Origin of the sequence: Streptomyces sp. AC558_RSS880 (genome assembly GCF_019049255.1) — a bacterium.
Lineage (GTDB): Bacteria > Actinomycetota > Actinomycetes > Streptomycetales > Streptomycetaceae > Streptomyces.
Window position 1 is genome coordinate 87,760 of the sequence record NZ_JAGMUJ010000150.1, and the last position, 21,156, is coordinate 108,915.

Consider the following 21,156-nt stretch of genomic DNA (forward strand, 5'->3'; position numbering starts at 1 on the left):
GGTCCCTTCCCGGCACTTCAGGGGGCGTGCGGCGGGCGTACTACCGCATGTCACCGGCGCGTCGCCCGCGCACCCCGGCGGCGACCGCCCAGCCCAGTCCGCCCGCGGCGACCAGGACGAGGGCGATCTCCGGGAGGATGCCGAGGCGGGTGGCCGGGGTCTGGGAGGTGCGCAGCGGCACCTCCCCCACCAGCGAGTCGGCGACGAACATGCCGGTCCTCTGCGTGATCTCCCCGTCGGGCATGATGATCGCGCTGACCCCGCTGGTCACCGGCACGGTGACGGCGCGGCTGTGCTCCACGGCGCGGACCCGGGACATGGCGAGCTGCTGGTAGGTCATCTCGCTGCGGCCGAAGGTGGCGTTGTTGCTGGGCACCGAGATCAGCTGGGCGCCGGCGGTGACCGTGTCGCGCACCGCCCAGTCGAAGGCGGCCTCGTAGCAGGTGACCAGGCCGACACCGGCACCGTTCATGGTGAAGACGCCCGGTTCACCGCCCCGGCTGAAGTCCTGGCGGACCATCGACGTCCAGTTCTCGTTGACCGCCCCCACGAGCGGGCGCAGCGGGAGGTATTCGCCGAACGGCTGGATCTGCCGTTTGTCATAGGTGTCGACGGGGCCCTTCGCCGGGTCCCAGAGGATCTGCTCGTTGAGCAGCTCGCCGTCCCTGTCGACCACGCCGCCGACCGAGACGGGCGCGTCGATCGCCTTGGCCGCCCTGTCGATGACGGCGCGCGCGTCGGGGTTGGTGAAGGGGTCGATGTCGGAGGAGTTCTCCGGCCACAGCACGATGTCGGGCTGCTCGGCCTTGCCGGCCGCGACGTCGGCGGCCAGGCGCTCCGTCTCCCGCGCGTGGTAGTCGAGGACCGCGCGCCGCTGGGAGTTGAAGTCCAGGCCCAGGCGGGGCACGTTGCCCTGGATGACGGCGACGGTCACGGTGTCGGCCTCGGCCTTGTCGTCGACCAGCGACCGGGCGGCGAAGGCGGCCACCAGCGGGACGACGACGCTCAGCACACCGACGACCGCCGCGGCCCGCCGTACGGTTCCGGTGCGCCGGGCCCGCAGGGACAGCCGGACGATCTCGTACAGGCCGAAGCCGCACAGCACGACGGCGAAGCCCAGCACCGGGGTGCCGCCGAGCGCGGCGAGCGGCAGGAAGACACCGTCCGCCTGGCCGAACGCGACCTTGCCCCAGGGGAAGCCGCTGAACGGTACGCGCGCGCGTGCCGCCTCGCCGGCGATCCACAGCGCCGCCGCCCACACCGGCCACCCGGGGAGTCTCGACACCGCGGCGACGCCCGCGCCGACCAGCGCGACGAAGACCGCCTCGATCACCACGAGGGCGATCCACGGGCCGGGGCCGACCTCCACACCGGTCCACACCAGCAGCGGCAGCAGGAAGCCGAGGCCGAAGAGGTAGCCGAGGCCGAGTGCCGCCTTCCAGCTCCGGCCGCGCAGCACCCAGCCGAAGACGGCGAAGGCGGGCACGGCCAGCCACCACAGGGTGCGCGGCGGGAAGCTGACGTAGAGGAGCAGGCCCGAGAGCGCGGCTGCGGCGGCCGGGAGGAGGCGCACGAGCCGCCTGCCCCGCGCCGGTGGCGCGGTCTGCGGCGGCATCGGGTCCGACTCGCCGACGGAGGTTGCGGTGACGGTCACTCCGGGAGTCTACGGCGCGTGGCCTGGCGGCCGACAGCACGGTCGGCGGGGCGCGGGACGCCGGGCGGGCCCGCGCTCCCTCCGGGTGTGCGGGCCGCGTGCCGCATCGTTTCCGCGCGACTTGTCACCACACATCCCCAAACCGGGCACCAGCCGCTACGGTGTGCCGGTGCCCTGGTCGTGCGGCCCGTCGCGGCGCCGGCGGCGGCCGGGGCCCGTCACAGGTCGGGGGCGACGACGCGGTGCGGGGTGCGGGGTGGGTTCCACGGGGATGGCTTCCGCCGGTCCGGATGCGGACGGCGAGAGACGGATCGGTCCGGACGCGGCGGGGGTCGCGGTGCTGGGGGTCTGCGCGGCCTGGCCACTGATCACGGCGGCGGCCCGGGGCGGCCGCCCGGAGGGCATGCTGCTCGCGGTCCTCGCCGTGACCGCGGGCTACGCGGCGGGCCGGATCGGCGGGGCGCTGCTGCCGGTGGCGGCGCCGTGCGCGGGTGCCCTGGCCGGCGTCGGCCTGACGGTGGCGGTGCCGCGACTGGTGCCGGGCCCCCAGATCACCGCTCCGCTGGGGCACGCCGGTGCGACGACCGCGATGCTGGCCCTGTCGGCCGGTGCCGCCTGCTGCGCGGCCTGGGCGGCCTCGGCGCCGGCGGTGCGGTCGGCGCTGCTCCTGCTGGCCGCAGGGGTCGTGGTGACCGCGGCCGTACTGGGCTCCGTCCCGGGGTGCGTCGCCGGCGCGGCGGTACTGCTGTGCTCCCTCGCCGTGGGCCGGGTACGGCGCCGGGGTCCCGTCCTCGCCGGGCTGGCCGTGGCGGCCGCCGGGGTGACGGGGGTGATCTGGGCGGTGGCCGGTGATGCCGTACCGGAAGGATTCGCCGCGTCGCTGGAGGGGCGGCTGACCGCGCACCGCGTGGGGTTGTGGCGGGACGCGCTCGGCATGGTCCGGGGGCATGCGGGGCTGGGTGTGGGGCCGGGGCGTTTCGGGGAGCTGAGCACGGTGTCGGGCCAGTCACCGCTGTCCGACGGCAAGCCGCACTCCGCGCCGCTGCAGCTGGCGGCGGAGCAGGGGGTCGTGGGGGTGGTGCTGTTGGGGCTGGCCTTCGGGTGGCTGTTGTACGCGCTGTGGCGCAGTCCGCGGGCCACGCCGGTGGTGCTCAGTGCGGGGGCGGCCCTGACCGCTCTTGCCGTGATCGCCGCGGTGGGTAATGCGCTGAGCTTCACGGCGGTGTCCGTGGGTGGGGGGCTGCTGGCGGGGCTGGCCACGTCCCGGCCGTTCGCGGAGGACGCGGGGCCGTCCGCGCGGGAGCGTCTGGTGCGGTGACCGGCGCTCGCGGGGGGTGTTCGCGCGGCCCGGCGCTTACGGGGTGCCTCCCCCAGAGGGGGTACCCCCCAGCCCACCCGTGCCGCCCTGGGGGTACCTCCCAGGCCCTTCAGGCACGGGGAGAGGCACGACTGCCCGCGGTGAGCGGGGGCGGTGGTTCAGTGGGTCGTGCCTGGTTTGTGGGGGCGGAGGCGGTCGCGGATGACCGTTACCGCCGCTTCCGCGTCGTCCACCGTCACCGTGAAGGTGTGGCCGTCCCACAGGCGCAGGATGATGCCCTCACCCCGGCGTACGACGACCGCCGTGCCCTTCTCGGGCCGCCAGCGGTACCCCCAGCCGCCCCAGTGCCGCGGGGTGACGTGCGGGGCGAACTCCGCGCCCGCGACGTGCGAGAGCGGGATGCGGCGGCGGGGCACGCCGATGTGGCCGCAGCGCACCTCCAGGTGGTCCTCGTCGACCCGCAGCGCGACGTGCACGAAGGCGAGGGTGCCGAACAGGACCAGCAGCCCGGCGGCGATGCAGCCGACGACGGCCATGGCCAGCGGCGCGATGCCGGACGTCCACGCGGAGTCGACGGCCAGCACGATGCCGAGCGCCAGGCAGGCGGCGCCGATCAGCGCCAGGAACCACTGGAAGCGGTTGGTCGCGCGACCGGTCCAGACCTCGGGGTACGGGGCATGCTCGCCGTGGCGGTGGTCCCTCATGGATTCGAGGTTACTCAGGATCCGCTCGGCGGGTACCGCGCAGCGCGGCGTTACTGCGCCGTCCGGGCGGCAGCGGCGTGCCGCAGCAGCCGGCCCTCCGCGTAGGTGAGGGCGGCCGCGGGGAGCGCGCCCTCGCGTCCGCTCAGCAACACCGTCAGGGTGCCGCTCGCCGGCGCCCCTGGGTCGGGCTGCTCGCCGAGGCGGCGCAGGGCCTGGGCGGCCACCGCTCCGGCGGAGCCGTGCAGGGCGAGCGGCGGGCGGCCGGGGCGCTGCACGGCGGCCCGGATGCGCTCGGCGACCAGTTCGTAGTGGGTGCAGCCCAGGACGACGGTCGTCACGTCGTCCGGGGTGAGTTCGGCGGCCGCGGCGACGGCGGCGTCGATCGCCGTCTCGTCCGCGCGCTCCACGGCCTCGGCGAGCCCCCAGCACGGCACCTCCGTGACGGTGACGCCGTCGGCGAAGTTCTCGATCAGGTCCCGCTGGTAGGGGCTGCCGGTCGTGGCCGGTGTGGCCCAGATCGCCAGCGGTCCGCCGCCGGCCGCGGCCGGTTTGATCGCCGGGACGGTGCCGATGACCGGCAGGCCGGGCTCGAGGCGGGCGCGCAGGGCGGTGAGGGCGTGCACCGTGGCGGTGTTGCAGCCGACGATCAGCGCGTCGGGCCGGTACGCGGCGGCCGCCTCGGCGACGGCGAGGGCGCGCCCGGTGAGGTCCTCCGGGGTCCTGGGTCCCCAGGGCATGCCGTCGGGGTCGAGGGAGAGGACGAGACCGGCGTCGGGGCGCAGGCGCCGTACCGCGGCGGTGGCCGCCAGCAGACCGATTCCGGAGTCCATGAGCGCGATCTTCACCCGGCCACGATAGACGATGAGCCGCTTCGGGCCCCTGTCGTGGGGCAGACTGCGGCAGGTGAGCGCCGTTGTGTGGAGTGCCGCCGGATCCCTCGCCGCCTGGTGGTGGCTGCTGCTCTGCCAGGGCTTCTTCTGGCGTACCGACGTGCGGCTCCCGCCGTCCCGCGACCCGGGGGCCTGGCCGTCGGTGTGCGTCGTGGTCCCCGCGCGGGACGAGGCGGCGGTGCTGCCCGCGAGCCTGCCCTCGCTGCTCGCCCAGGACTATCCGGGCCGGGCCGAGGTCTTCCTCGTCGACGACGGCAGCACGGACGGCACCGGGGAGCTCGCGCGGGAGCTCGCGGACCGGCACGGCGGGCTGCCGCTCACGGTGGACTCCCCGGGCGGGCCGCCCGCCGACTGGACCGGCAAGCTGTGGGCGGTGCGGCACGGCATGGGACTGGCACGCGCGCGTGACCCCGAGTACCTGCTGCTGACGGACGCCGACATCGCGCACGCCCCGGACAGTCTGCGCCGGCTGGTGGCGGCGGCCCGTACCGGTGGGTTCGACATCGTGTCGCAGATGGCCCGGCTGCGGGTGGAGAGCCTCTGGGAACGCCTGGTCGTACCGGCGTTCGTCTACTTCTTCGCGCAGCTGTACCCGTTCCGCCGGATCGGGCGGGCGGGGACCCGGACGGCCGCCGCGGCGGGCGGCTGTGTGCTGCTGCGGGCCGAGGCGGCCGGGCGGGCGCGGGTCCCGGACGCGATCCGGGGGGCCGTCATCGACGACGTGGCGCTCGCCCGCGCGGTGAAGCGGAGCGGCGGGCGGGTCTGGCTGGGGCTCGCGGACCGGGTGGACAGCGTGCGTCCGTATCCGCGGCTGCACGATCTGTGGCGCATGGTGTCGCGGAGCGCGTACGCGCAGCTGCGGCACAGTCCGATGCTGCTGGCCGGTACGGTCGCCGGGCTGGCGCTGGTGTATCTGGTGCCGCCCGTCGCGGTGACCGCGGGCACGGTGACGGGGAGCGGGACGGCGGCGGTCCTCGGCGCGGCGGCCTGGCTGGTGATGACGGGGACGTACGTCCCGATGCTCCGGTACTACCGGCAGCCGCTGTGGCTCGCTCCCCTGCTGCCGTTCACCGCGTTCCTGTACCTGCTGATGACGGTGGACTCGGCGGTGCGACATCACCGGGGGCGCGGTGCGGCCTGGAAGGGCCGCACCTACGCGCGTCCGGACGCCGTGCCCGACGAGGGCTGACCGCGCGTCACCTCACTTGCGGCCGGGGGTCCAGTTCATGCCCCACCCGTAGGCGTGGTCGACGGTGCGCTGCGGGCTCACTCCGCGCTCGGGGACCAGGTAGCGGGCCTCGCGCCGGACGACGAGCTCGCCGCCGCCGGTGTTGGTGATCAGGGCGAGCGCGCACACCGTCGAGGGGACGGTGCACTCGTCGAGGGAGAAGTCGATCGGCGCGCCGTGCTGCGGCCGGAGGGTGACCGTGGCGTGCAGGTCGGCGAAGGAGCGGGCGCCCTCGTAGATGGTGACGAAGACGAGGACGCGCCGGAGGAGGTGCTTGTGGTCGAGGTTGACGGTGAGGTTCTCGCCGCTCGTCACGGCACCGGTGCGGTCGTCGCCGTCCAGGTGGATGAAGGGGGGCTGGTGCAGTGCCCCGAAGGCGTTGCCGAGGGCCTGGACGACGCCCTTGCGGCCGTCGGTGAGTTCGTACAGGGCGCACAGGTCGAGGTCGAGGTCGGAGTGCAGGGCGACCGGGCGGCCCAGTTTCCCGGCCCAGCCCGAGAACTGCTTGCGCACCTCCCAGTTGAGGTTCACGTGCAGCGCGCCCGACGTGCCGCCCTGCTTGGTCAGGGAGACGGAGGGGGCCGCCTTGGTGAGCGTCACCTTCGTCAGCCGGACCGGCGCGGGCGGTGCGGGCGGTGCGGGCGGCGGGGGCACGGTGACCGGGGGCGCGACGGGCGGCACCGGGGCCGCGGAGACGGCGGGGGCCGCGGGGGTGTGCTGCGGCTCGTCCACCGTGATGCCGTAGTCGGTGGCGAGGCCCTCGAGTCCGCTGCTGTAACCCTGGCCGACGGCGCGGAACTTCCAGGCGCCCTGGCGCCGGTAGAACTCGCCGAGGACGAACGCCGTCTCGGTGGTCGCGCCCGTGCTGTCGAAACGGGCCGCCACGGTGCCGTTCGCGGCGTCCTTGACCTCGATGGACAGGTCCGGGACCTGTCCGAACGTGCCGCCGTCGCAGGAGGCGGCCAGGATCACCGTCTCGATGCCGGGCTCCACGCGCGCGAGGTCGACGAGCAGGGTGTCGGTGACCCGCCCTCCCGCGTCCCGCTTGCCCTCGTGACGCACGGCGCCGGAGGCGTGGGCGGGCTGGTTGTAGAAGACGAAGTCGTCGTCGGAGCGGACCTTCCCGCCGGTCAGCAGGAGGGCCGAGGCGTCCGCGTCGGGTACGCCGGGGCCCGAGCGCCGGCCCACGTCCACCCGCAGTGCCGTCGTCGGCACCGGTGTGTTCGATCCCTTCGGCATTGACATGTCCGCCCCCATTCACGGGCCGCCGCGCCAGGCCGGGTCCCGGCATCCGTCGGCCTTCGTCCGCACAACTTATTCCTCCGCGCGGGGAACTCCCATGGGGTGTGCGCGGGAACCGGTGGCCAACCGCCGGTAACCGGCCCGGAACTCGGCCTTTACACGAAATACGCCTACCGATGTGCCCGTTTTCCATAAGTTCGCTCGCATTGGGGATCTCCAGTCACGGCGGGCACGGAAAACAACCCTCTTATCGGTCTCCCCAACCAGCACATCGTGGGCTTAACTTATGTGCCATGACCTCCCCCCGCTCCACTTATGGCGGCGGCTACTACTCCGCTGCCTTCCCGGACACCCCGATCTACGACTCGCTCGTGGCCGAGCGTGGTACCCCGCAGATCGCCCCGATCCGGGTCCCCGCCGCGTACGAGGCGCCTGCCAGTCATCTGCCCGCCCTCCCCTCGGCGTTGCCCGCCCTCCCGGCGGCCCCGTCCCAGCCCTCCTACGGCTACCCGCAGGCGCCGCAGCCCGCCCCGCTCCAGCAGGCGCCCGCGGCGTACGTCCCACAGCAGGCGCCCGCCGCGTACATCCCGCAGCAGGCGACCGCGCCGCGCGGCTACCCCGGCCCCCAGCCGCAGCCGCCGCGTCCGGCTCCGCCCGCCGGCTACGAGGCGATGCGCCCCGCGGCTCCGCGGCCGGGTCCCGCTCCCTACCAGGACCCGTACAACAGCCAGCAGTACCGCGGGTACTGAGCCTGCCCGGGGCTGTCGGTGCCGTACGGCACGACGGCCCCGCGGGCATGCCCGTCCGCACCCGATTCGCCGGAGGCCCCGAGGCCGCTTCCGGCTGCCCCCCGGGGGGAGGGAATCGGACTTCTGCCCGGCGGGCGGAGAACGCGGTTTCGCCTCGGACGGCGCCGACCGCCGCGCTTCGTGCGGGACGCCGCCGGACTTCCGACCGCCGGTGTCCGGCCGTCCGCGCCGGGAACGGAGGCATCGGCGCCGGCGCGGAGGTCCGCACGCCGCGGTTCCCCTCGCGAGCGCGGGAACCAGACCCCGGGCTCGCGCGTTGGCCTTTCATGAGAGATCCGTGAAAGGACCCGCGGGGGGATAGGGGGCGCGGACCGTGCGAGCGATCAGCGGACTCTGGCGCTGGCGGCACAACCCGTTGTGCCGCGGGACCGACCTGGCCGAGGCCTGGGTGGCGTTCGCGGCGCTGCTGCTCGTCCTCGTCGCCGCCCCGGTGGCCGGCGTGCTCGCCGGAGGCGCCGCCCAGGACGCCCTGCAGCGTTCCGTCCGCGCCCAGCACCAGTCCCGTCACCTGGTGACGGCCACGGTGGTGCGCAAGCTCGATCCGTCCCCGTCGGCCGCCGACCCGGAGGGCTCCACCGGTGGGGATCCGCGCCACCGCGTCCTCGCCCACTGGACCGCGCCGGACGGCACCGAGCGGAGCGGGCCGGTGCCGACGCGCCTGGAGGACCCCCGGCCGGGCGACCTCTTCCGGATATGGACCGACGGGCACGGGACCACGGTGGCCCGCCCCCTGGACACCGCGACGGCCACGACGCACGCCGTGCTCGCCGGCGTCGGCGCAGCCCTGGTGGCCGCGGCCTTCGTCGAGGGCTTCAGACGGCTGGCCGTCCGGCGCATGCTCCGCCGCCGGTACGCGCGTTGGGACCAGGCATGGGACAAGGCGGGCCCGGACTGGGGCAGGACCGGGACCGGCAGCTGACCGACGTCACGGCTCTGGTCAACCCGGTGCCCGCGCGCACGCTACGGTGGTCCGGCCGAACCGATCGGCGGCGACACGCGCGCGAACGAGCCACGTACGACAAGGTGGGGGCACAGCTACGCCATGGCACAGGGCACGGTCCAGGTGACGCACACCGGCACATCGCGGTGGCGGCGCCGCACGGGTGAGTACGCATCGCTCGCCGCCGCCCTGGAGGCCGCGGCCGAGGGCGACGTCCTCACCGTCGCTCCCGGGACCTACCGGGAGAACCTCGTCGTGCAGCGGGCGGTGACCCTGCGCGGCCCCGAGGGCTCACCCGGCTCGGTGCGCATCGCGCCCCCGGACGGCGTTCCGCTGACCGTGCGCGCCTCGGCGGTGGTCCAGGACCTGCACGTGGAGGGGCAGGACACCACCGCCCCGGCCGTGCTGGTCGAGGGGGGCACCCCGGAGCTGCGCGACATACGCGTGGTCACCCGGTCCGCGGCCGGCATCGAGGTGCGCGGCGGTGCCCGGCCCACGGTGCGCCGCTGCACGGTCGACAATCCGGCGGGCGTCGGCATCGCCGTCCTGGACGGCGGGGGCGGGGTGTTCGAGGAGTGCGAGGTGGTCGCCGCGGGGCAGGCGGGGGTCGCGGTGCGCGGCGGTGCCCGCCCCCGCCTTGAGCGCTGCCGGGTGCACCACGCCTCGGGTTCGGGACTGACCTCGACCGGGGAGAACTCGGCGCTGGAGGCGGTGGGTTGCGAGGTCTACGAGGTGCGGGGCAGCGGTGTCCAGGTCAGCGGCCGCGCCACCGCGCACCTCACCGACTGCGACGTGCACCGGACGACCGGGGACGGCATCACCCTCGACACGGACGCGGTGCTGACCCTGGCCGACTGCCGGATCCACGACGTCCCGGAGAACGCGGTCGACCTGCGGTCCCGCTCGGTGCTCACCCTGACCCGCACCAGTGTGCGGCAGTTCGGCCGCAACGGTCTGTCGGTGTGGGACCCGGGCACGCGCGTGGACGCCAACCAGTGCGAGATCTTCGACAGCACCGGCGACTACCCGGCGGTGTGGGTGAGCGACGGCGCCACCGCCGTACTGGACTCCTGCCGGGTGCACGACGTGCCGGACGCCCTGTTCGTGCTCGACCGCGGTTCCCGCGTGGACGTCGTCGACAGCGATCTGACGCAGGTGCGCAACACGGCCGTGTCGGTGAGCGACGGTGCCACCGCACAGCTCGACGACTGCCGGATCCGGGAGGCGGCGACGGGCGCCTGGTTCCGCGACCACGGCAGCGGCGGCATCCTCGCCGACTGCTCCCTGGACGACGTGCAGACCGGCGTGATCGTCACCAAGGGTGCCGACCCCACCGTCGAGCGCTGCACCGTCGGCTCCCCCGCCGAGGCCGGCGTCTACGTCTCCGCCGGCGGCCGCGGCACCTTCGTGAACTGCCGGGTCACGGGCAGCGGCGGCTACGGCTTCCATGTGATCGACGGCAGCCGTACGACGCTGCGGAAGTGCCGTACGGAGCGCTGCGCGCGCGGTGGGTACGAGTTCGCCGAGGGCGACGCGGCGTCCGGTTCGGGCGGTCCCGTCGTGGAGGACTGCACCAGCGACGAGAGCGGGAGCCTGAAGCCGGCGGCGTCACCGGAGCCGGCCGCCGTGCGGACGGTGAGCCACACCACCGGCCTGCTGAGCACGGTCCCCGCCGCCCGGACGGCCGAGCCGGCACCGCCCGCTCCCGCCCCCGGACCGGAGCGGGAGGCCCGCACCTCCAAGGCCGTGCTCGGCGAACTCGACGCGCTGGTGGGCCTGGAGAGCGTCAAGCGCGAGGTGCGCGCCCTCACCGACATGATCGAGGTGGGCCGGCGCCGGCAGCGGGCCGGCCTGAAGGCGGCGTCGGTCAAGCGGCACCTGGTGTTCACGGGCTCCCCCGGCACGGGCAAGACCACCGTCGCCCGTCTGTACGGCGAGATCCTCGCCTCGCTCGGGGTGCTGGAGCAGGGGCATCTGGTCGAGGTGTCCCGGGTCGACCTGGTCGGCGAGCACATCGGCTCCACGGCGATCCGCACCCAGGAGGCGTTCGAGAAGGCGCGCGGCGGTGTGCTGTTCATCGACGAGGCGTACGCGCTCTCCCCGGAGGACGCCGGACGCGACTTCGGCAAGGAGGCCATCGACACGCTGGTGAAACTGATGGAGGACCAGCGGGACGCGGTGGTGGTGATCGTGGCCGGCTACACGGCCGAGATGGAACGGTTCCTGTCGGTCAACCCGGGCGTGGCGTCCCGTTTCTCACGGACGATCACCTTCGGCGACTACGGCCCCGAGGAGCTGCTGCGGATCGTGCGGCAGCAGGCCGAGGAGCACGAGTACCAGCTGGCGCCGGGCGCCGACGAGGCGCTGCTGGCGTACTTCACCGACATCCCCAAGGGGCCCGCGTTCGGCAACGGGCGCACCGCGCGGCAGACCTTCGAGGCGATGGTCGAGCGGCACGCGAGCCGGGTGGCCCAGCTCGACGAGCCGACCACCGCCGACCTGACCCTCCTCTACGCCGAGGACCTGCCCTCGCTGCCCTGAGCGCCGTCGGGCTCCTCCGTGTGCCGGGGTGCCGGCACCCCGGGACGCAGGCGGGCGAGCAGTCGGCGCCGTTCCTCGGCGAACGCCGGGTCGGCCTGGTAGTCGGAGTGGCCGAGGATCGGCGCGGGCAGGGGGTGGGACTCGGTGCGGCCGTAGGCGAGGGGGTCCTTGAGCGCGGGACGGTCCACGTCGGGACCGCGGTCGCCGGGCAGCCGCATCGGGCCGCCGATGGGGTCGGTGCGCCGGTGGAGGTTGCGCCAGCAGTCGACCTCCCGGTGCAGGGAGCTGAGCGCCTCCGGGCCGAAGTGGGCCGGGAACCAGCGGCCGTACAGCCGCTCCAGCGGGGAGCCGTAGGTCAGCAGCGCGACGCGTCTGCGGGTGGACGGCGGCAGCTGCCAGGCCGTGGCGGCGGCGAGGACGCTGCCCTGGGAGTGGCCGGAGATCACCAGCCTGCCGCCGGTGGCCCGGGTCCAGGTGGCGATGCGCCAGGTCAGGTCGGGCACCGCGCGCTCGGCGTAGCAGGGCGGCGCGAAGGGGTGCGCGGCGCGCGGCCAGAAGGTGCCGACGTCCCACAGGATGCCGATGGTGCGCCGCGCGGAGGCGTCCTTGTAGGCGCGGCGGCCCCAGGTGACGAGGAGGACGAAGCCGAGTCCGATCAGCCAGGAGCCCAGCGCCTGCGCGGTCTCGGCGGCGCCGTGGACGACGGCGTACGAGCCCCGTGCCGCCTCGCCGGGTGTCCTGTCGGTGGCCAGGGCGCCGACGAGGGCGCCGGCGCCGAGCAGCAGGGTCGCGGCGGAGGTGACGGCGAGGACGCGCGGTGCGCGGTCGGTGAGCGTGGCCATGGCGCGCACGGAGGCGATACGGCGGGTGCGGCCGGGGTCGCCCGTCTCGCCGGGGTACTCGCGTTCCACGGCGGCACGTTCCACGCGCGCCATGCGCCAGGCGCGTCGGGCGAGCCAGCCGCACAGCAGCAGCACCAGGACGAGCAGCGGCGGGATGACGGACGCCTGCCAGGTGAGCAGCACGGGCGGGCCGGGGATCGAGGTCCCGGTGCCGTCCAGCCAGTCGGAGACCCGCTGGGAGACGCCGCCGGACATGACGCCGCCCAGCGCGCAGGCGAGCATGGCGACCGCCGGTCCGGCCAGGCCCCGCATCGCGGTGCGCCGGTCGGGGTCGGTGCGGTGCAGGCTGCGGGCGACCCCGGCGAGCACGATCACCAGCAGGCCCTGGACGAGGACGAGGGCGCCGAAGGCGGCGTCGCCCGGCAGCCGGCCCGCCGACTCCCACCCGGGGCGCTCCCACCCGGCGTAGAGCAGGGTGAGGGCGAGCAGGACGAGCGCGGCGAGCGGTAGGTACCGCACCAGGTGCCGGTCGAGTCCGTCGTCCAGCCGGCGTTCGGTGCGGCCCCGGCGGCACACCACCCACACCACGACGCCCGCCCCGACGGCCAGCGCCGCCTCCAGGAGCACGCCGAGGACGCCCAGGGCGGCCGGGCCGCCCGGCTCGCGGTCGTGGCGGGCGGCGGCGGAACCGACCGCGGCGGCGACCGTCAGCAGCCCGGCGGCGGTGTGCGCGGCGCGCAGCCGGGCGACCAGACGCCGGCCGTACCAGAAGCCGGGCCGGCCCAGCGCGGTGCGCCCGCCGTCCTCCTCGGGCTCGGGATCGTGGGTCATCGGCTGCTGGGACTCGTACGCGCTCCAGGTGCGCAGGGACAGGAACCACAGCAGGCCGGTGAGGGCGGCGGGCACCAGGGCGGCGAGCGCCAGCCTGCGGCCCGGCGCGCTCCACCAGCCGCCGTCGGACGTCCCGGGCGAGAGGAAGCCGAGCCAGGAGTGCCGTTCGGAGCACACCTGTGTGCCCGCGCACTGCCAGGCGGCCAGGTCGAGGGCGACCTCGCAGGCGGCCGCGACGAGCAGCACCGTCAGGCTCAGTCCGGCCAGCCGCACCAGCAGCCCGTACAGCCGGACCGTGCGCCGGCGGCCGTGGGCGGTGGGGCGCATCCAGTGGGCGAGGTTGACCACCATGAAGGGGAGCAGCAGGAGCCACAGGGCACGGGTGCCGTTCCCGGAGGTGAGGTTGCACCAGACATAGGCCTCGGGGACGGGGTCCTCGCGTCGTTCGGCGGGTCGCCGCTCCGCGTCGGCGTCGTCGGCACGGCGGAACACGGCGGCGATGTCGTCACCGGTGATCCGGACCGTGCGCGGGTCGTCGAGCATCTCCTCGGGGGTGGTGCCGCCCACCCCGTGGACCAGGAGTTCCAAGGCGGTCCCGGACTCCCCGGGCCGCGTCGCGGGACGGTCGGTCCCCTCGGCCGGTCCGTGTCGCTGCGCGCTCTCCACCGATTCGCACTTCCCCCATGACGCCCCGTCGGCTCCGTCCGTGCGGGCACAGGATCTCCCATGGCGGAACGGCTCGCACCTCTCGTCACGCAATCTCCCCGATCCGCGTGACGAGCAAGCAACATACGGGAGACCAGTGGCATGTGCGCGACGAGCCACCGGTGACGCCGGCCGGGGCACGGCGTGCGAGGATGGGACGTCCACGCACCGATGACGGGCGGAGACCTGCTCGTCGCAGAGGGTGCCGGACGTGTCGGGCGGTTTGCGGCGAAAGGACCGGAGCGTACGTGAGCGAGAATCAGAACCTGCTCGCGGAGCAGCGGCGCACCCTGATCCTCGACGAGGTCCGGCGTCGGGGCGGGGTCCGGGTCAACGAGCTGACCCGCAAGCTCGGCGTGTCGGACATGACGGTCCGCCGCGACCTCGACGCGCTGGCCCGGCAGGGCGTGCTGGAGAAGGTGCACGGCGGCGCGGTCCCGGTGGTGGAGGCGAGTACGCACGAGCCCGGGTTCGAGGCCAAGTCGGGCCTGGAGCCGACCGCCAAGGAGGACATCGCGCGGGCGGCGGCCGAGCTGGTCGCTCCCGGCGCGGCGATCGCGCTGTCGGGCGGTACGACGACCTTCGCGCTGGCGCACCACCTGCTCGACGTCCCCGACCTCACGGTGGTCACCAACTCGGTGCGGGTGGCCGACGTGTTCCACGCGGCGCAGCGCACGTCGGGGGCCCGGCAGGGCTCGGCCACGGTCGTCCTGACCGGCGGGGTGCGCACACCGTCCGACTCGCTGGTGGGGCCGGTGGCCGACCAGGCGATCGCGGCGCTCCACTTCGATCTGCTGTTCCTCGGGGTGCACGGCATATCGGTGGAGGCGGGGCTGTCGACCCCGAACCTCGCGGAGGCGGAGACGAACCGGCGCCTTGTGCAGTCGGCCCGGCGGGTGGTCGTGGTCGCCGACCACACCAAGTGGGGCACGGTGGGGCTGAGTTCGTTCGCCTCCCTGGAGCAGGTCGACACCATGGTGACGGACTCCGGGCTGCCCGCGGGGGCACGCGCGGAGGTGTCCGAGCATCTGCGGCGGCTGGTGGTGGCGGGCGAGCCCGAGGAGCCCCCGGAGGCCGCGGACACCTGACGGGCCTCCTGCCCGCCGCCCGTTCCGGTGCCCGTCAAGGAGGTTGTGTCCATGGCCCACCGTCTGCGCCCCGTGGAGCACGAGTTCGTCCGTACCGCGCCCGTACGGCTGGTCTTCGGGCGGGAGATCTCCGCCGCGCCCGAGCGGGTGTTCCGCGCGCTCGCCGAGGACGTGACCGGCTGGACGGAGTGGTTCGGGGCGGTGACGCTGGCCCGCCCCCTCGACGACGGCGCGGGGCGTGAGATCCGGCTCCGGGGCGGCACCCGGTTCCGCGAGACGGTCCTCGTGGCCCAGGCGTCCGAGGTGTACGCCTATCGCGTCGACGTGACGAACGCGCCGGGCGCCCGTGCCCTGGCCGAGGAGTGGCGGCTCACCCCGGCCGGCACGGGCACGCGGGTGCGGTGGACGTTCGCGGCCGACGGCACGGCGCCCTTCCGTCTCGTCCTGAGGGCCGCCCGGCCGGGACTGGGGCGGGCGTTCCGCTCCGCGGTGACCTCACTGGACCGCCGGCTCGGGGCGTAGCCCGCGGCCCCGGTGCGCTCAGTCGGGCCAGACGCCGGTCCGCAGCAGGGACTCGATCGCCGCCGTGTACGGCGCGATGTCCAGGCCCTGTTCGGCCAGCCAGGCGTCCGAGTAGTACTTGTCCAGGTACCGGTCCCCCGGATCGCACAGCAGCGTCACCAGGCTCCCCCGCCGGCCCTCCGCCACCATCTCCGCGACGAGTTTCAGCGCGCTCCACAGCCCGGTGCCGGTGGAGCCGCCCGCCTTGCGGCCGATGACCCGCTCCAGGGCCCGCACGGCGGCGACACTGGCCGCGTCGGGCACCTTCATCATCCGGTCGATCGCGCCGGGCACGAAGCTCGGCTCCATACGGGGCCGGCCGATGCCCTCGATACGGGAGCCGCGGTCGCAGGCGACGTCCGGATCGCCGGTGGTCCAGCCCTGGAAGAAACACGAGTTCTCCGGGTCGGCGACACAGATGCGGGTGTCGTACTGCATGTAGTGGACGTAGCGTGCGAGGGTCGCCGAGGTGCCGCCGGTGCCGGCCGTGGCGACGATCCACGCGGGTTCCGGGAACCGCTCCAGCTCCAGCTGGCGGAAGATCGATTCGGCGATGTTGTTGTTGCCCCGCCAGTCGGTGGCCCGCTCGGCGTAGGTGAACTGGTCCATGTAGTGGCCGCCGGTCTCCGCCGCGAGGGCGGCGGACGCCTCGTACATCGTGCGGGGGTCGTCCACGAAGTGGCACCGACCGCCGTGGAACTCGATCAGGCGGCACTTCTCGGCGCTCGTCGTGCGCGGCATGACGGCGATGAAGGGCACGCCGATCAGCTTCGCGAAGTACGCCTCCGACACGGCCGTGGAACCGCTGGACGCCTCGATCACCGGACGGCCCGGACGGATCCAGCCGTTGCAGAGCCCGTAGAGGAAGAGCGAACGGGCCAGCCGGTGCTTGAGGCTGCCGGTCGGGTGGGTCGACTCGTCCTTCAGGTAGAGGTCGATGCCCCACCGCTCGGGCAGCGGGAAGCGCAGCAGGTGGGTGTCGGCCGAACGGTTGGCGTCGGCCTGCACCCTGCGCACGGCCTCTTTCAGCCAGGCCCGGTAGGCGGCGTCGCTGTGGTCGACGTCGAGGGTGGCGCCGGTCGAGGTCTGTCGGGGAGTGCTCACGGCAGGGCTCCTTACGCTGAGCGCCGACGGCGTCTCGCGCGGCCGGTACCCCGATCATAAGCACCCTCCACACCACCTCTCACCTGCATAAACACACCTTTGAGCCACTCAAAGGCACCCCTGGGGAGCGCAGGAGGCGGCAAGGGGGCGCATTGGCGCGAGTGCACCCCGGGCCCCGGGGAACGGTGGCGCGCGCACTGGTGCTCGGCGGCGGGTGCGGGCAGACTGCACCGGCGTGAGCAGAGCCCCGTACGGGGGCACACTGGAGCTGGGCAGGAGCCGGCCCGTGGAGCACGGTCCGGCACACCGACGCGCACAAGGGGGCGGGTGGCATGGCGGAGCCGGAGTTCACGGCCACGGGCGTGCGGATCGGCAAGTGGCTGCGTTCGCTCACCCGGGCCGGCCAGGTCCGGATCAGCGAGGGCCGCCTGGAGCTGCTCACCAGCTACGGCAGCGAGATCGACAGCGCGCCGGTGCAGGCGGTACGGGCCTCCAGGCCCTGGTTCGCCCCCGAGGACCGGGCGCTCGCGGACCTCAACGGCAAGCGGTACCTGCTCACCCTGGGCGACCACGACCCCGCGCCGGGCGAACCCGGTCCGCCCGCCGCCCGCCGTTTCATCGAGGCCGTGCGCCGGGCGTCGGGGCGCGGCACCTGAGATGCACGTGACTTGCGTCACTTCACCTCTTGCGTCACGCTGGTCTCACGTCACTCTGGGTTTACCGGCGATAACGCTGCGAACCAGCCCGCCGGCCACGACAGCAGGCGGCAGTGTCACGCAGGCGCCCTGCTGGATCCGTCTTCCGTGTTCTTCCGGACCTCACGTCGGGGAGTCGCAGCCGTGATCACTCACCCAAGCAGGCACTGCGCGGTGGAGCTCCAAGCCCTGCCGTCGCGGATCGGCCAGGTCCGCAGAATCGTATCTGCGCAGTTGCGCTACTGGCATATGGACTCGTTGATAGACCGGGCATCGCTCGGTGTGACGGAGCTGTTGTCCAACGTCCACCGGCACGCCCAGCCCGACAAGACGTGCACCGTCGAGATCGAGCTGCTGCTCGACCGGCTCAAGGTGTCGGTGCGCGACCACGACCCGCGGTTGCCGGTCCTGGCGGACGCGAGCCCGCTCGCCACGTGCGGGCGCGGGCTGGCGATGGTCGCCGCGATGAGCGAGAGCTGGGGCGCGGTGCCGGACGGCGAGTCCGGCAAGGTCGTGTGGTTCACCCTGCCGACACCGGCCGCGACCACCGCGCCCGCCTGGGACCGGCGTCCGCGGATCACGGCCGACGAGCCCGCCGGCCACCGCTTCGCGGAGGTCGCCCTCGTGGAACACACCACCGGGGACCACCACGCCGAACGGGCCCCCGCCCGCTCCACCGTCCCCGGCTGACACGGGTCCCCGGCAACGGGCGCGCCGCTGCCGACCGGGTGCTTCGACAGTTACAACGACCGGTCCCTGACGGTTCGTTCCCGCTACGGGTGTGACATTTCGTCCAGCCCGTCGGCCTGTCGAGGCACCCCGCGCCCCCCCTACCCTCCGGAGCCTGACGAACCGACGGGTGAAGGAGCACGGTGAGCGCAGCGGCGGCAGCGGGGACCTGGAGACTCGGGGACCTGGAGGTGAACCGCATCGGCTACGGCGCGATGCGGCTGACCGGCAACGGCATGATGGGCAACTCCGACGGCAGGCCGATCGACCGCGGCGCCGCCGTCCGGATACTGCACAGCGCGTTCGAGCAGGGCGTCAACCACATCGACACGGCCGCCTTCTACTTCTCACCGCTGCGCTCCGCGAACGAGCTCATCAACCGGGCCCTCGCATCCTGGCGCGACGACGTGGTCGTGGTGACCAAGGTCGGCCCGGGGCGCGACCCTTCCGGCCAGTGGCTCGCCATGGCCCGTCCCGACCGGCTTCGCGGTCAGGTCGAGGAGAACCTGCGCCAGCTCGGCCGGGACCACCTCGACGTGGTCAACCTGCGCGTCAACGGCCCCGGGACCTCGGTCGCCGAGCACTTCGGCGCCCTCGCCGAGCTGCGCGAGGCGGGCCTGGTCCGGCACCTCGGGCTCTCCAACGTCCGGCCGGAACACCTGGCCGAGGCCCGGGCGATCGCCCCGGTGACCTGCGTCCAGAACGCGTACGGGCTCGACTCGCGCCGTTCCGACGAGAGCGGGCTGGTGGACCTCTGCCGGGAGCGTGGCATCGCCTTCGTCCCCTACTTCGCCCTCTCCGGCCTCCGGCGTGAGGCGGCCGCGGCGCCGGAGCGGGACGCGCGCGTCCACACGGTCGCCCGTGCCCACGGCGCCACGCCCGCGCAGATCCGTCTCGCCTGGACCCTGCACCGGGGACCACACGTACTGGCCATCCCCGGCACCACGAACCCGGCGCACCTCGCCGAGAACATCGCCGCCGGCGCCCTGCGGCTGACCGAGGAGGAGCTGGCCCTGCTCGACGAGCCGGGCGCGGCCGGGGCGTGAGCCGCGTCCGCGCCCGGGGCGGAGCGGGGGCGAGGCGTCTCAGAGTGTCATCGTGCGCCGTCCTTGCCGTGCCGGCCGAACTGCTCGTCCAGGACGGACAGCCGCCGCCAGTACTCGTCCTCGTCGATCTCGCCGGAGGCGAAGCGGTGGCCGAGCACCGCGATGGGCGAGTCGTCCTCCGCCGTGGGCCGTCCGGGGCCGGGGCCACGGCGTCCACGCCACACCGTGCGGCGCAGCAGTGCGATGCCGCCGCCGATGACCAGGGCCCAGATCAGGGGGAAGAGCAGGATCCACGGGCCGGGCCCGCCGTCGCCGAAGTGCGCCAGGGTCTGCATGATCGTTCAACTCCTCGGATGCGCTGTCTCGTCGCTCCTTGTGCGACCTCTCCGAGCGTCCTCCCGCGAGGGGGGTCGGGGCGTCGTACGGCCGACGGCACTACGCCTACCCCGCGGGGAGTACGCGGACGGCCGAGGAGCACTCGACTTCTGTAACTACTGGTATGTACAGTGCGGGCATGAGCACCTCGGAACGACTGATCGAGTCCACCCGGGAGCTGCTGTGGGAGCGCGGCTACGTGGGCACGAGCCCGAAGGCGATCCTGGAGCGGTCGGGCGCGGGCCAGGGCAGCATGTACCACCACTTCAAGGGGAAGCCGGACCTCGCGCTGGCCGCGATCCGGCGGACCGCCGAGGAGACGCGGGCCGCCGCCGAGGCGGTCCTCGGCGGGCCGGGAACGCCGTACGAGCGGATCGAGGCGTATCTGCTGCGCGAGCGCGATGTCCTGCGGGGCTGTCCGGTCGGGCGGCTCACCATGGACCCGGACGTCATCGCCGACGACGCGCTGCGCGCCCCGGTGGACGAGACCCTGGACTGGCTGCGCGCGCGGCTCACCGGGATCGTCGGAGAGGGTAAGGAGCGGGGCGAGTTCGCGCCGGTGCTCGACAGCGCGGAGATCGCGGCGGCCGTCGTCGCGACCGTCCAGGGGGGCTATGTACTGGCCCGCGCCTCCGGCTCCCCCGCCGCCTTCGACGCGGGAGTGCGCGGTCTGCTCGCGCTGCTCGCGCCGCGCGAGCGATAGTCCCGTCAACTTCCCTCGAGGAGACCTCCGTTGCACGCCCTGCAGTACGAACTCACCCTGCCCGCCGACTACGGCATGGGGATCGTCCGGGACCGGGTGGCCCGGCGCGGGCATCTGCTCGACGCGTGGCCGGGCCTCGGCGTCAAGGCGTACCTGGTGCGCGAGCGCGGGGTGCACGGCTCGCCGGTCAACCAGTACGCGCCGTTCTATCTCTGGAACACCGTGGAGGGCATGAACGCCTTCCTCTGGGGCGGCGGCTTCCAGGGCATCGCCGACGACTTCGGGCGGCCCCCGGTGCGGCAGTGGACCGGCCTGGCGTACGAGGAGGGGGTGGCCTCGGGAGCACCCGCGGTCGTCGCCGTACGGCACCGGCGTCCCGTGCCGGACGGGGTGCGGGTGGGTGAGACGGCCGAGGAGGCGGTGCGGGAGTGCGGGCGGCTGGCCGGCCGGGACGGCGCGGTGCTCGCGGCGGCCGCCGTGGACACCGCCCGCTGGGAGTTGGTGCGCTTCTCGCTCTGGGCACATGACGCGCCCGAGGCGGACGGCGAGGTCTTCCAGGTGCTGCGTCTGTCGGCGCCGGAGCGGGACGCGCTGTCCCGGGGACGGCAGTGGTGAGCACGGTCCGCGCCGCCCTCACCGGGAATCCCGGCCGGGCCTTCGCCGTCGACCGGCGTTGACGCCCGGCCGGGCGCCGGAGGTCAGCCGCCCGCCTGGTCGCTGTCCTTCATCGCGCCCCAGCCGTGCCAGCGCTCGACCTCGAGCCAGGCGCTGACCCGCGCCCGCTTCCGGTCCGGGTACGGGTTGCCGGTGTAGTGCCGGGAGAGGCGGTCGATGTCGGCCAGGTCCTCGTCGTCGTACAGGTCGGTCACCCGGCCGATCAGGGTGACGTGGGTGTACCAGCCGTCGCCGTCCAGGACGGTGAGGGTGACGCGGGGGTCGCGGCGGACGTGCTTCAGGCGGACCCGGCCCTCGTCGAAGTTGACCAGCGCGCGGCCGTCCTCCCACAGGTACCAGGTGGGGGTGGACACGGGCGCGCCGTCGGAGCGCAGCGTGGCCATGACACAGGGGTTGGGCTTGCGCAGCAGTTCCTGCGCTTCGGGGGGAAGCGGGGGCTTGGACACTACGGACTCCTTCGTGCTCGCGGCTCGGCC

Annotated in this window: 20 protein-coding genes; 12 read left to right on the plus strand and 8 right to left on the minus strand. The window is 74.3% G+C overall.

Going from position 1 to position 21,156, the window contains the following annotated elements; genetic code table 11:
• Positions 1–40: 40 nt before the first annotated feature.
• A complete protein-coding gene (lnt, locus tag KUM38_RS33530; RefSeq protein ID WP_217135114.1) occupies positions 41–1,654 on the minus strand; it encodes an apolipoprotein N-acyltransferase in 1,614 nt (537 codons plus the stop codon).
• Between the two features lie 271 nt (positions 1,655–1,925).
• Here lnt and KUM38_RS33535 point away from each other — a divergent pair, with 271 nt between their 5' ends.
• Positions 1,926–2,972: an O-antigen ligase gene (locus KUM38_RS33535; RefSeq protein ID WP_217135116.1), complete on the plus strand. Its 1,047-nt coding sequence runs from the start codon at positions 1,926–1,928 to the stop codon at positions 2,970–2,972.
• Between the two features lie 158 nt (positions 2,973–3,130).
• On the opposite strand, the gene KUM38_RS33540 is transcribed toward KUM38_RS33535, so the two are convergent.
• Entirely contained in the window at positions 3,131–3,676 is a 546-nt protein-coding gene (locus KUM38_RS33540; RefSeq protein ID WP_217135118.1) for a hypothetical protein, read from the minus strand.
• A 50-nt stretch (positions 3,677–3,726) separates the two neighbouring features.
• On the minus strand, positions 3,727–4,521 hold the full coding sequence (locus KUM38_RS33545; RefSeq protein WP_217135120.1) for a glutamate racemase: 795 nt from the start codon (positions 4,519–4,521) through the stop codon (positions 3,727–3,729).
• A 16-nt stretch (positions 4,522–4,537) separates the two neighbouring features.
• Between KUM38_RS33545 and KUM38_RS33550 the strand changes: the two genes are divergently transcribed.
• Entirely contained in the window at positions 4,538–5,755 is a 1,218-nt protein-coding gene (locus KUM38_RS33550) for a glycosyltransferase (RefSeq protein ID WP_217135122.1), read from the plus strand.
• A gap of 12 nt (positions 5,756–5,767) precedes the next feature.
• Here KUM38_RS33550 and KUM38_RS33555 read toward each other — a convergent pair whose 3' ends face one another.
• Positions 5,768–7,033, minus strand: a complete 1,266-nt coding sequence (locus tag KUM38_RS33555) for a TerD family protein (RefSeq protein WP_217135629.1) — start codon at positions 7,031–7,033, stop codon at positions 5,768–5,770.
• A gap of 296 nt (positions 7,034–7,329) precedes the next feature.
• Between KUM38_RS33555 and KUM38_RS33560 the strand changes: the two genes are divergently transcribed.
• The 3 genes from KUM38_RS33560 to KUM38_RS33570 all read left to right on the plus strand — a co-directional run bounded on the left by KUM38_RS33560 (position 7,330) and on the right by KUM38_RS33570 (position 11,326).
• The gene (locus KUM38_RS33560) at positions 7,330–7,785 is read left to right on the plus strand and encodes a DUF6643 family protein (protein WP_217135124.1); all 456 of its coding nucleotides are present in this window, start codon (positions 7,330–7,332) and stop codon (positions 7,783–7,785) included.
• 373 nt (positions 7,786–8,158) lie between these two features.
• The gene (locus tag KUM38_RS33565) at positions 8,159–8,764 is read left to right on the plus strand and encodes a hypothetical protein (protein WP_217135126.1); all 606 of its coding nucleotides are present in this window, start codon (positions 8,159–8,161) and stop codon (positions 8,762–8,764) included.
• A 123-nt stretch (positions 8,765–8,887) separates the two neighbouring features.
• Positions 8,888–11,326 (plus strand): right-handed parallel beta-helix repeat-containing protein, encoded by a 2,439-nt coding sequence (locus KUM38_RS33570; protein WP_217135127.1) that lies wholly within the window; start codon positions 8,888–8,890, stop codon positions 11,324–11,326.
• On the opposite strand, the gene KUM38_RS33575 is transcribed toward KUM38_RS33570, so the two are convergent.
• Positions 11,296–13,665 carry a hypothetical protein gene (locus tag KUM38_RS33575; protein WP_217135129.1) on the minus strand — a complete coding sequence of 790 codons (2,370 nt, stop codon included), beginning with the start codon at positions 13,663–13,665 and terminating at the stop codon, positions 11,296–11,298. The two genes, KUM38_RS33570 and KUM38_RS33575, sit on opposite strands and share 31 nt — an antisense overlap.
• A gap of 287 nt (positions 13,666–13,952) precedes the next feature.
• Here KUM38_RS33575 and KUM38_RS33580 point away from each other — a divergent pair, with 287 nt between their 5' ends.
• Both KUM38_RS33580 and KUM38_RS33585 read left to right on the plus strand, forming a co-directional pair.
• A complete protein-coding gene (locus KUM38_RS33580; protein ID WP_217135131.1) occupies positions 13,953–14,792 on the plus strand; it encodes a DeoR/GlpR family DNA-binding transcription regulator in 840 nt (279 codons plus the stop codon).
• A gap of 51 nt (positions 14,793–14,843) precedes the next feature.
• Positions 14,844–15,314: an SRPBCC family protein gene (locus KUM38_RS33585; protein WP_217135133.1), complete on the plus strand. Its 471-nt coding sequence runs from the start codon at positions 14,844–14,846 to the stop codon at positions 15,312–15,314.
• Between the two features lie 18 nt (positions 15,315–15,332).
• On the opposite strand, the gene KUM38_RS33590 is transcribed toward KUM38_RS33585, so the two are convergent.
• Positions 15,333–16,457, minus strand: a complete 1,125-nt coding sequence (locus KUM38_RS33590; protein ID WP_217135134.1) for a PLP-dependent cysteine synthase family protein — start codon at positions 16,455–16,457, stop codon at positions 15,333–15,335.
• A 332-nt stretch (positions 16,458–16,789) separates the two neighbouring features.
• On the opposite strand from KUM38_RS33590, the gene KUM38_RS33595 reads away from it, so the two are divergent.
• The 3 genes from KUM38_RS33595 to KUM38_RS33605 all read left to right on the plus strand — a co-directional run bounded on the left by KUM38_RS33595 (position 16,790) and on the right by KUM38_RS33605 (position 18,927).
• The gene (locus KUM38_RS33595; protein WP_217135135.1) at positions 16,790–17,113 is read left to right on the plus strand and encodes a hypothetical protein; all 324 of its coding nucleotides are present in this window, start codon (positions 16,790–16,792) and stop codon (positions 17,111–17,113) included.
• Positions 17,114–17,296: 183 nt separating this feature from the next.
• Positions 17,297–17,842 (plus strand): ATP-binding protein, encoded by a 546-nt coding sequence (locus KUM38_RS33600; RefSeq protein WP_217135137.1) that lies wholly within the window; start codon positions 17,297–17,299, stop codon positions 17,840–17,842.
• A 182-nt stretch (positions 17,843–18,024) separates the two neighbouring features.
• The gene (locus KUM38_RS33605) at positions 18,025–18,927 is read left to right on the plus strand and encodes an oxidoreductase (protein WP_217135139.1); all 903 of its coding nucleotides are present in this window, start codon (positions 18,025–18,027) and stop codon (positions 18,925–18,927) included.
• A 47-nt stretch (positions 18,928–18,974) separates the two neighbouring features.
• On the opposite strand, the gene KUM38_RS33610 is transcribed toward KUM38_RS33605, so the two are convergent.
• Entirely contained in the window at positions 18,975–19,262 is a 288-nt protein-coding gene (locus tag KUM38_RS33610; RefSeq protein WP_217135141.1) for an SHOCT domain-containing protein, read from the minus strand.
• Positions 19,263–19,441: 179 nt separating this feature from the next.
• Here KUM38_RS33610 and KUM38_RS33615 point away from each other — a divergent pair, with 179 nt between their 5' ends.
• Both KUM38_RS33615 and KUM38_RS33620 read left to right on the plus strand, forming a co-directional pair.
• Positions 19,442–20,005 carry a TetR/AcrR family transcriptional regulator gene (locus KUM38_RS33615; RefSeq protein WP_254398154.1) on the plus strand — a complete coding sequence of 188 codons (564 nt, stop codon included), beginning with the start codon at positions 19,442–19,444 and terminating at the stop codon, positions 20,003–20,005.
• Between the two features lie 30 nt (positions 20,006–20,035).
• The gene (locus KUM38_RS33620; protein WP_217135145.1) at positions 20,036–20,620 is read left to right on the plus strand and encodes a DUF4865 family protein; all 585 of its coding nucleotides are present in this window, start codon (positions 20,036–20,038) and stop codon (positions 20,618–20,620) included.
• An 83-nt stretch (positions 20,621–20,703) separates the two neighbouring features.
• On the opposite strand, the gene KUM38_RS33625 is transcribed toward KUM38_RS33620, so the two are convergent.
• Complete coding sequence (locus KUM38_RS33625; RefSeq protein ID WP_217135147.1) at positions 20,704–21,126, minus strand: PPOX class F420-dependent oxidoreductase; 423 nt, start codon at positions 21,124–21,126, stop codon at positions 20,704–20,706.
• Between the last annotated feature and the right edge of the window lie 30 nt (positions 21,127–21,156).